Source organism: Arthrobacter sp. SO3 (genome assembly GCF_020532825.1).
Taxonomy (GTDB): Bacteria; Actinomycetota; Actinomycetes; order Actinomycetales; family Micrococcaceae; genus Arthrobacter.
Genome location: NZ_MQTS01000121.1, coordinates 1 through 8,883 on the forward strand (window position 1 = coordinate 1; position 8,883 = coordinate 8,883).

General features: G+C 65.5%; 8 protein-coding genes and 3 pseudogenes. 6 read left to right on the plus strand and 5 right to left on the minus strand.

The window, feature by feature from the left end; translation table 11 throughout:
- Window positions 1-133: 133 nt before the first annotated feature.
- Window positions 134-733: pseudogene (locus BJQ90_RS12235) on the plus strand (IS3 family transposase); the annotation flags it as partial.
- Window positions 734-751: 18 nt separating this feature from the next.
- Window positions 752-1,027, plus strand: a pseudogene (locus BJQ90_RS12240) (transposase); the annotation flags it as partial.
- A gap of 109 nt (window positions 1,028-1,136) precedes the next feature.
- Here the strand turns inward: BJQ90_RS12240 and BJQ90_RS12245 are convergent.
- The 5 genes from BJQ90_RS12245 to BJQ90_RS12265 all read right to left on the minus strand — a co-directional run bounded on the left by BJQ90_RS12245 (window position 1,137) and on the right by BJQ90_RS12265 (window position 7,451).
- Window positions 1,137-1,379 (minus strand): hypothetical protein, encoded by a 243-nt coding sequence (locus BJQ90_RS12245; RefSeq protein ID WP_226760529.1) that lies wholly within the window; start codon window positions 1,377-1,379, stop codon window positions 1,137-1,139.
- 91 nt (window positions 1,380-1,470) lie between these two features.
- The gene (locus tag BJQ90_RS12250; RefSeq protein ID WP_226760530.1) at window positions 1,471-2,844 is read right to left on the minus strand and encodes an NAD-dependent succinate-semialdehyde dehydrogenase; all 1,374 of its coding nucleotides are present in this window, start codon (window positions 2,842-2,844) and stop codon (window positions 1,471-1,473) included.
- A gap of 29 nt (window positions 2,845-2,873) precedes the next feature.
- Window positions 2,874-4,523, minus strand: coding sequence for a thiamine pyrophosphate-dependent enzyme (locus tag BJQ90_RS12255; protein ID WP_226760531.1), 1,650 nt, complete (start codon window positions 4,521-4,523; stop codon window positions 2,874-2,876).
- Between the two features lie 220 nt (window positions 4,524-4,743).
- Window positions 4,744-6,423, minus strand: coding sequence for an amidohydrolase (locus tag BJQ90_RS12260; protein ID WP_226760532.1), 1,680 nt, complete (start codon window positions 6,421-6,423; stop codon window positions 4,744-4,746).
- A gap of 101 nt (window positions 6,424-6,524) precedes the next feature.
- Window positions 6,525-7,451, minus strand: coding sequence for a LysR family transcriptional regulator (locus tag BJQ90_RS12265; RefSeq protein ID WP_226760533.1), 927 nt, complete (start codon window positions 7,449-7,451; stop codon window positions 6,525-6,527).
- Window positions 7,452-7,602: 151 nt separating this feature from the next.
- Here BJQ90_RS12265 and BJQ90_RS12270 point away from each other — a divergent pair, with 151 nt between their 5' ends.
- The 4 genes and pseudogenes from BJQ90_RS12270 (at window position 7,603) to BJQ90_RS12280 (ending at window position 8,778) form a co-directional block, all read left to right on the plus strand.
- Window positions 7,603-7,914 (plus strand): MFS transporter, encoded by a 312-nt coding sequence (locus BJQ90_RS12270; protein ID WP_226760534.1) that lies wholly within the window; start codon window positions 7,603-7,605, stop codon window positions 7,912-7,914.
- A gap of 76 nt (window positions 7,915-7,990) precedes the next feature.
- Complete coding sequence (locus BJQ90_RS12275) at window positions 7,991-8,161, plus strand: hypothetical protein (RefSeq protein ID WP_226760535.1); 171 nt, start codon at window positions 7,991-7,993, stop codon at window positions 8,159-8,161.
- Window positions 8,162-8,200: 39 nt separating this feature from the next.
- Window positions 8,201-8,521: pseudogene (locus BJQ90_RS22905) on the plus strand (MFS transporter); the annotation flags it as partial.
- Between the two features lie 86 nt (window positions 8,522-8,607).
- Entirely contained in the window at window positions 8,608-8,778 is a 171-nt protein-coding gene (locus BJQ90_RS12280) for a hypothetical protein (RefSeq protein WP_226760536.1), read from the plus strand.
- The last annotated feature ends 105 nt before the right edge of the window (window positions 8,779-8,883 follow it).

Genomic DNA, 8,883 nt, shown 5'->3' on the forward strand with positions numbered 1-8,883 from the left:
GCTGGAATGGCCTGGAAACGTGCCGCGGTGGCCTGATTCTTAGCGCTGAAATGGCCGACTTAAAGTTGACGGAACACACCGGAGTCCGCCAGAGCGGTCGGCGACCGGGAGCTGGGGGTCAAAGGGGCCGCGCACAACGAAGCCAGCACCGGAGACCGGCAGGCCCGCGGACCTGGTCGAACGCCGGTTCCAGGCCACGGCGCCAAACCGGCTGTGGGTCGCAGACATCACGTATGTCCGCACGTTCGCCGGCTGGGTCTACGCGGCGTTCGTCATCGACGTCTTCTCCCGCAGAGTCGTCGGCTGGCAGGTGGCCACCAGCCTCTACACCGATCTGGCACTGGACGCTTTGGAAATGGGCATCTGGGCCAGGACCCGGGACGGCGCAGACCGTACCGGGCTCGTGCACCATTCCGACCGCGGAGTCCAGTATCGTGCGATCCGCTACACCCAGCGACTGGAAGAAGCAGATGCGGTGGCCTCCGTTGGGTCCAAGGGCGATAGCTATGACAATGCCCTCGCCGAGGCGTTCAACTCACTGTTCAAGGCCGAACTTGTCCGCAACAAGGGCCCATGGCGGGACATCAACCACCTCGAGGTCGCCGTGGCGGAGTACGTAGATTGGTTCAACCACCGGCGTCTCCACGGCGAGATCGGCCACGTCCCGCCAGTCGAATACGAGCAACTCCACGCCGGCCACCCGGCCCCGGAACTGCTCTCAATTTCCAACTAAAAACGTCTCCACAAAACCCGGGGCTTGACAAACCGTTTACTGTTACGGGCCCGGAAGATCAAAGCGGTCATTCCCGAACCCAGGGACCAGATCGCCAACCGCAAACGCAAAGGCGCCCGCGGTGGCCGCCCGGTGGAATTCGACCGCGAGGCCTACAAAGGCCGGTCCGTCGTCGAACAGTCCTTCAACATCTTCAAGCAATGGCGCAGCATCGCCACACGATACGACAAGCTCGCCATCACCTACCGCTCCGGGGTCGCCCTCCACACAGTCCTGATCTGGCTACGCCAATAAGAAGACACGCCCTAGTCGCCTGACAGAAACAAAAGCGAGGATCCGGTCCCACATTGTGTGGAACCGGATCCTCGCTCGTTTCTGGCCGAAGCGGGCCCGGCAGTCGGGTTTACCCAGTGGCTGGCACGGCTTCCGCAGGACGTCCAAAAAAGATCTCGAACGAATCGAAATCGATCAGCCGCCGGCTGCCCGTAATGGTGTCCTGAATCCAAAATACTCCCAAGTCCGGGTGGGCTTCTTCGATGTGGCCCCGGTGGTGAACTCTTTGGTTCTGCCGTGCCTCGATGAGATCACCCAGGCAGAGGTGGCTGAAGTCGTAGGGCCTAAACTTGTCGGAGTGGAGGGCACTCATAGGGGGTCCCTTCTGGGTAGGAGCGGGTGTCATAACTCGTGGCCGGTAGTTCTGGCGTTTTTTCATCGTGGGATTTTTGAGATCCTGCCGCCTACTTCGCGGTACGGATCAGCTTTCGGTTCACGAACTCGTCCATGCCGTACTTGCCCAGTTCGCGGCCCACCCCGGAGCGCTTGATGCCGCCAAATGGCAGCTCAGCCGCGGTGCCGGGAGCTTCATTGATGTACACCATGCCGGTATCCAGGCGGTCGGCGATCTCCGCGGCTTTGGCCGGGTCGGTGGACTGGATCACCGCGCCCAGCCCGTAGACGGAGTTGTTGGCCAGGGTCACGGCCTCGTCCTCGGAGGATACCCGGTACAGCACAGCGACGGGCCCGAACAGCTCCTCGGAGAAGGCCCGCATCTCTGGGGTGACGCCCGCCAGGACCGTCGGCTGGAACCAAGACCCCGGCCTGTCCAGCGTTCCGCCCCCGGTGAGTACCGTGGCGCCCTTTGCGACGGCGTCGTCCACCTGCTCCGCCAACCCGTGCAGGGCGGCTGCGGACGCCAGCGGCCCGATGAACGTGTCGGCCTCGGTGGGGTCACCCACCTTGACGGAGGTCACGGCACCCACGAACTTCTCCACGAACCGGTCGTACACCGCGTCCGCCACGATGATTCTCTTGGCCGCGTTGCAGGCCTGGCCGGTGTTGCCGAAGCGGCCGAACAGCGCGTGCGTGGCCGCTTGGTCAAGGTCCGCGGAGTCCAGCACCAGGAAAGGATCCGAGCCGCCGAGTTCCAGCACTACCTTTTTGAGGTTGCGGCCGGCGATCTCCGCAACGGCGGATCCTGCGCGCTCCGAACCAGTCAGGGAGACACCCTGCACCCTGGGGTCCGCGATGATGTCCGCCACTTGTCCATTGGTAGCGAAGAGATTTACGTACGCGCCCTCGGGCGCACCGGCGTCGCGGAAGACCTGCTCCATGGCCAGCGCGGACTCGGGGCACTGCGGGGCATGCTTGAGCAGGATGGTGTTCCCGTTCATCAGGTTGGGCGCGGCGAACCTGGCCACCTGGTAATACGGGAAGTTCCACGGCATGATCCCCAGCAGGACACCAAGGCCGTCCTTGCGGACTATCGCGGTGCCGCCGGCGGCAACGTCCAGTTCCTCGTCCTCGAGGTAGGCCGGCCCGTTCTGGGCGTAGTACCGGTAGATGGACGCAACGATGTCCACCTCGATCTGCGCCTGGAAGATGGGTTTGCCCATCTCCCGGGTGACGATCGCAGCAAGCTCGTCGCGGCGTTCGCTGTACAGCTCGGCCACACGGCCCAGCAGCTTCACCCGGTCAGTGAGCACTGTCCGGTTCCACGTCTTGAAGGCGGTGTCGGCGGTGGCTATGGCACCACTAATCTGCTCATCGGTGGCGGTGGGGTAGGCCTTGACGGTCTCCCCGGTGGCCGGGTTGGTGACGGCGTAGAGGCTCATGCTGTGCTCCTTGAGTCGGGTTGGATCGGTTAGGGGAGGGCGATCGCGGGGTCGGTGATGACGTGGATGATGGCGGGGATGCGCTGGTCCTGGACGGCTTTCAGTGAACGTTCGACGGCGATCGCGGCGTGCTCGTCGCTGGTCACCGTTTCGCCGTGGCCGCCGAAAGCGCGGGCGAAGGCGGCGAAGTCCGGGTTGGCCAGTTGTGTGCCGCTGACCCGGCCCGGGAAGTGGTGTTCCTGGTGGTCCCTGATGGTCCCGTACTGGCCGTTGTCCATCACGATGATGAGCATCGCGGCGCCGTACTGCACTGCGGTGGCGAACTCCTGCCCGTTCATCAGAAATTCCCCGTCGCCGGCAACGGCCACCGCCAGGCGATCCGGGCTTTGCAGAGAGGCAGCCACGGCGGCGGGCACACTGTAGCCCATGGAACCGTTGCGCATGCTCAGCTGCGACGGGAACACGTTGGTGGGCAGGTACCGCTGGGCCCAGGCGCAGTGGTTGCCCGCCCCAAAGCTGTATACGGCGTCCTGAGGCAGGCGCCGGACCAGTTCGGACACCACAGCACTCATGCGGGCGGTGTCTTCACGGGTTGCCGGCAGCGCTGACAAGTCGGGGAGTTCGCTGAACGCAGCCTGGGCGGCCCGGCCGGCAGCGCGCCAGGCGTCCCACTGGGCGGCCTTGCCAAGCCGCAGGCCCTTGACGGCGTCGGCGAACGCCACCGGGCTCGCGAGGATGTGAGCCGTCACGGCGCCGGAGCGTCCCCGCAGCGAACTGTCGATGTTGACCAAAATGTTCGTGGCGGCCAGTGACTGCCGCAGGGTGTAGCCGTCGGTCGGAACGTCGGTGGGCAGGGCGCCGATGGCCAGCAGCACATCGGCCTCGGCGAAGATTCGGGCGGTCTCGGCGGTGCGGCCGTAGCCCAGGGCGCCGACAAACACCTCGGAATCGAACGGGATGCGGTCCGAGGCGCGCCAGTCCTGGATAACCGGGATGCCGTTTGCCTCGGCAAAGGTGGTGATTGTGCCTGCGGCCTCCGGCGTCCAGCGCTGGCCGCCCACAAAGATGGCAGGCTTCTCTGCGCCGGCCAGGGCAGTGCTGATCAAGTCCAGTTCGGCGGCGGACACTGCCCCCTCGGCCACGGTGATCGGTGCGTGTAGCGCGCCGGTGAACTCATGGGTGATGACGTCCTCCGGTAAGCCCACGATGACGGGACCGGGCCGGCCCGACTTGGCAGCGAAGAAGGCTTCGGCCACCACTTCCGAGGCCCGGGAGGCTTCGTCGAGGACCAGGACGCGCTTGGCCTGCGTGCCGAACCAGGCCTTCGGATCGAACTCCTGGAAGGATTCACGCTCGCGGTCCGCCACCGGGACCAGGCCCACGAACAGGACCATGGGTGTGGAGTCCTGCCAGGCGGCGTGCACGGCAACGAAAGCGTTAGCTGCTCCCGGCCCGCGGGTCACCATGGCCACGCCCGGCTCGCCGGTGAACTTACCGTGAGCCTCGGCCATGTACGCGGCGCCACCTTCCTGGCGGCACACAATGGTCTCGATGTCGGCATCGTGCAGTCCGTCGAGCACGGCCAGGTAGCTTTCGCCGGGAACCGCAAACACGCGGTTGACGCCATGCAGGGCCAGCGAATCAACGATCGCCTGGCCGGCGTGGGTTGTCGTATTCAAAGTAGTGCTCCTCAACAGAAATGGCCAGGGATTTGGCGCGGGGACGGGCGGTCAGCAGCAGGGCCGGCGCCACGGGATTTCCTCAAGTATTTGGGGAGAGTGTTCATGCTGTCTAATACATATAAAGTTGAAAAAAAATAACCAAAAGGCATGAACTCGCGATGGCAGTAACCGCTGCGGCGCAGGCGGCCAAGGACTGGCTGCTGCAGTCTCCGCCGCTTTAGCCCTGCAGCCTGCCGTGCGCGAGTCTGCCACCCACCACGGTGGCCGCAACGCGGACATCGCCAATGGCGTCGGCGGGAACCGTGTAGATGTCCTCCGTCAGTGCAACGAAGTCGGCCAGCATGCCCGGTGCCAGCGAGCCCTTGTAGTGCTCTTCATGCACCGCATGGGCACTGCCCACTGTGTAGGCGCGCACGGCCTGGGCGACGCTGATGCGTTCCTCCGGAACGAAGTCCGCCCCTGATGAAGTGCGTCGGTTCACCAGATCATGGATGTTCAGCAGCGGGTCCCCGGACACCACGGGCGCGTCCGAGCTGGCAGGGATTTCAATTCCGGCGTCGAGCAGGGATTTCACCCGGTACGCAAGGTGTGTCCGTTCCGGTCCCAAGGCCCGTGCCGCGCCGTCGCCGAGCTCGCTGATGAAGCGGCCCTGCGGGACGGGAATCAGGCCCAAGGAGGCCAGCCGCCTAATCTGGTCGTCGCCCGCCACGTTGACGTGTTCCACGCGGTGGCGCGCGTCTGGACGGGGGTAGAGCTGCTGGGCTTCCGCAAAGATGTCGAGCACCACATCCAATGCCGCGTCGCCGATGGCGTGAGTGGCCACTTGCCAACCTGCTCGGTGCGCGCCGATGACGCGGCGGCGCAGCTCCTGGGCCGGAAACTGCAGGAGTCCGCGGTTGCCTTCCGGCTCATCGGCCACGTGCTGGTAGTCGCAGCACATGAACGCGCTCCGCCCAATCAGCGAGCCGTCGGACAGGATCTTGGCCGGTCCCAGCCGGAGCCATTCGTCGCCGAAACCAGAGCGCATGCCCAGGTCCAGACCCATCCGCGCAACGTGGCCCGCGCCGGATGCTTCGTCCTGCTCGGCGTCGCCCAGCCCGTGCAGGGTGGTTAGATAGGGCATTACCGTGGCGCGCACCCGGAGTTTCCCGGCATCGCGCGCGGCCTGGTAGCCCGCAATATCCGACAGGCTGTGGCCAATGTGCTGCGGAGCACCCAGGCCGGGTTCGGTGATGCTGGTGACGCCGAGTTCCAGCAGGGCGTCGCTGCCAGCTCCCACCATTTCGGCAACATCCCCCACTCCGGTCCCGGGAATGGCGTCCATGACCAGCGCCCGGGCAGTCTCCTGAAGCAGCCCGACGGCCCTGCCGTCCGCGTCGGCAGGTGCGGCCCCGCCGCTGGGAGCAGCGACATCGCGGCGGCCGGGGTATCCGGCCCGTTCGAAGGCGGCGGTGTTGGCCACTCCCATGTGCCGGGAGTTGTGCATCAGCCAGACGGGACGGCCATGGCTGACGGCGTCCAACTGCTCCGCCGTGGGGTGCCGGTTACCCAAATGGTTCTGGTCATATCCACCACCCTGGACCCATGCCCCTTCCGGCGCAGCCAGGCAGGCGCGCTCCACGGTGGCCAGCAGTTCGTCCATGGTGCCGCACGCAGCGGGGCGTAGGTCGGCCTGGACCAGCGCCTGGCCCACGTAGCTCAGGTGGCAGTGGGCATCATTAAAACCGGGGACGACGGCGGCACCGGCCAGGTCAACGACGTCGCGGAAGAGAGCGGCGGGCAGTTCGTCGTCCAGGCTGATGATGCGCCCGTTGTGGACGCCCACGCTGTGTGCCCGCGGACGCCGCACATTCTGAGTGTAGAAGGATCCGTTGATGTACAGCGTGTCCAAGAGCATGCAGTTCTCCCGATGTGTGTGGATGCTTCATTGCGGTCCATCCAGTATCGAAAGCCAATTTCATGCTGTCTAATGTTTATTGGGTTGACTCTTCATGCCCATCAGGCATGCTCTACTGCCCGTGTATCGCTGATAATGGCCCCCTGCTGGTTGAGGAAGGCGCGTATCCGCCGTGCCACCGTCCGGATGGTGTCCTCGGCGAAATGGCCGGGAATCCAGGCGGCGTGCAGGGGAAGGCGCAGGGCCAGCCCGGGCCGAGCGTCCGTGCCCGCCAAGATCCGGATGCGGTGGGTGCCATAGGCGGGCAGGTCGGTGGTCACCCCTATGCCGTGCCCGGCAGCTGCCAGTGCCATGATGGTCTGCCCGTCATCGCACTCAGACACCTCGCGGAAGCTCAAGTGGGCTTGGTTCAATGCGTCGTCGAGGATGTAGCGGCTGACGCTCTGGTGGGAGGGGAGGATGGCGTGGTGGCCGGAGAGGACAGATAGCGGGAGCTCGGTGACGCCGTCGAGGGCCCATTCATGGTCGGCCGCCACATAGGCGCTCAGCGGGATGCTGCCAAGCGCCATGGTGGCCAGGCCCGGTTCGGGCGGCGCGGGTGAGACGGCAAAATCACAACCATGAAGCAACGCCTCGGCGATGGCGAAGTGGCTGGTTTCCTGGGTGATGATGAGCGGATCCGCGGGCCCCGTCGTTGCAATGTAGGGCGCCAGAAAGCCGCGGACGGAAGCGGCCGTGGCCGCGGCAACCAGTGTGGCCACCCGTCCGGTGCGCAAGGCGTCCGCCGCAGCTTCCAGGCCCTGGGTCTCCAGCATGAGGCGGCGAGCGGCCGGGATGAACGCCCGGCCGGCGGGGGTGAGCGCCAGCTTGTTGCCCTGCGCCTCGAACAGGCGTAGCTTGAGTTCGTTTTCCAGGGTTTTGATTTGCCGGCTGAGCGCGGGCTGGGCAATGTGGATCCGTTCGGCGGCGGCGGTCACGGTGCCGGCATCGACAACGGCCAGGAAATACTGAAGGCGGCGAAGGTTCATGACAACAGCATGCTCTTTGGGTATACCCGAACGCAAGAAGATGTATCGGCGGGTATGCAGCCCCTCACGGTAGGTTTCATGGGCAGAGCCGTCCGCGCTCGCAGCCCATCAACAGTGCACCGCCATGTGAGGAACCGCTGACACATCTCCCATGCCGGGCGGCGGACACACCGGCTGCAGCACCGCCAGCGCCCGCTGGGGCCCCATCGAGCGCCGGCAAGGTGGTGGGCGCAGCGTTCATCGCCCGCCCCACGTCGGCGCGCTTAAGTTCGGCCGCGACGGCGACAAATACGGCCGGCGCGGCGCCCTCGTGGCCACCGTGATAATCATGGGAGCCGCCTCCGCACTCACGGGGCTGCTGCCGATTTACGAAACGGCCGCCGTCGTCGCTCCCGTTCTGCTGACTCTCCTGCGTTCGGTGCAGGGCGTCGCCACCGGCGGTGAACGGGCGGTGCCACCCTGACGGCCGTCGAGTCCGCCCCTGCGGAACGCCGCGGACTATACGCGGCCCTGGTGCAGCTGGCTCGCCGGTAGGCACATTGCTCTCCACCGGCGCCATCACACTGGTGGCCCTCCTGCCTGGGGACGAATTCATGGCCTGGGGCTGGCGGCTGCCGTTTATCGCCTCGATTGTCCTGGTAGCCGTGGCTCTTTGGGCTCCGCTGGAACGTGCAGGAGACGCCGGAGTTTCAGGAGCTCAAAGCCAGTGACGGAACCAATAAGGCCCCTGTCGTCGAACTGTTCCGCCAGTGCAAAGCAAATCTGGCCATCGGCGTAGGCACCTAGCTGGTGGGCAACGCCGGCTTCTTCATCCTCACAATGTTCATGATCAGCTACGTCACCCGGTTCCGGGACTTCCGCCCACAGTGATCCTCACGGCAATGACCATCGGCGCCGTGGTCCAAATGGTAGTCAATTTGCTCGCCGGCCGGCTTGCCGACCGCTTCGGCGCGGCACGTGTCGGCATCATCGGCTACTCGATCTCTATTGCCCTCGCCTTGCCCATCTTGTGGCTTGTGGACAGCAAGGATACTGGATGGATCATCCTGGCCATGGTGCTGGTCTTCGGCCCCTGTGCCATCACGTACGCCAATTGGGGCACTGATCGACAGGCTCTTCCCTGCACCTCTTCCCGGCACAGGTCAAGTACACCGGCATGGGGCTGTCCGCCAATCTCTCAGCCGTTGTCGCGGGGTTCATGCCCGCCTTGGCCAGCGTCTTCCTCACCTTCTCCGGCAACGCATCATGGGGGCCGGCCTCGCTGCTGGTGGTCATCGGCCTGATCTCCCTGGGCGGCGCCATCGCCACCTCCAAGGTGCCCGCCTAGGCGCCCAGGTCCGGCGTCTGGCTCAGGCTTCCCGGAGGTAGCGCACTACCCCGCCGGTGACCGTCATGTTCACCTTGGTGCCCCTGATGCCGGCGGGGTCTGCCG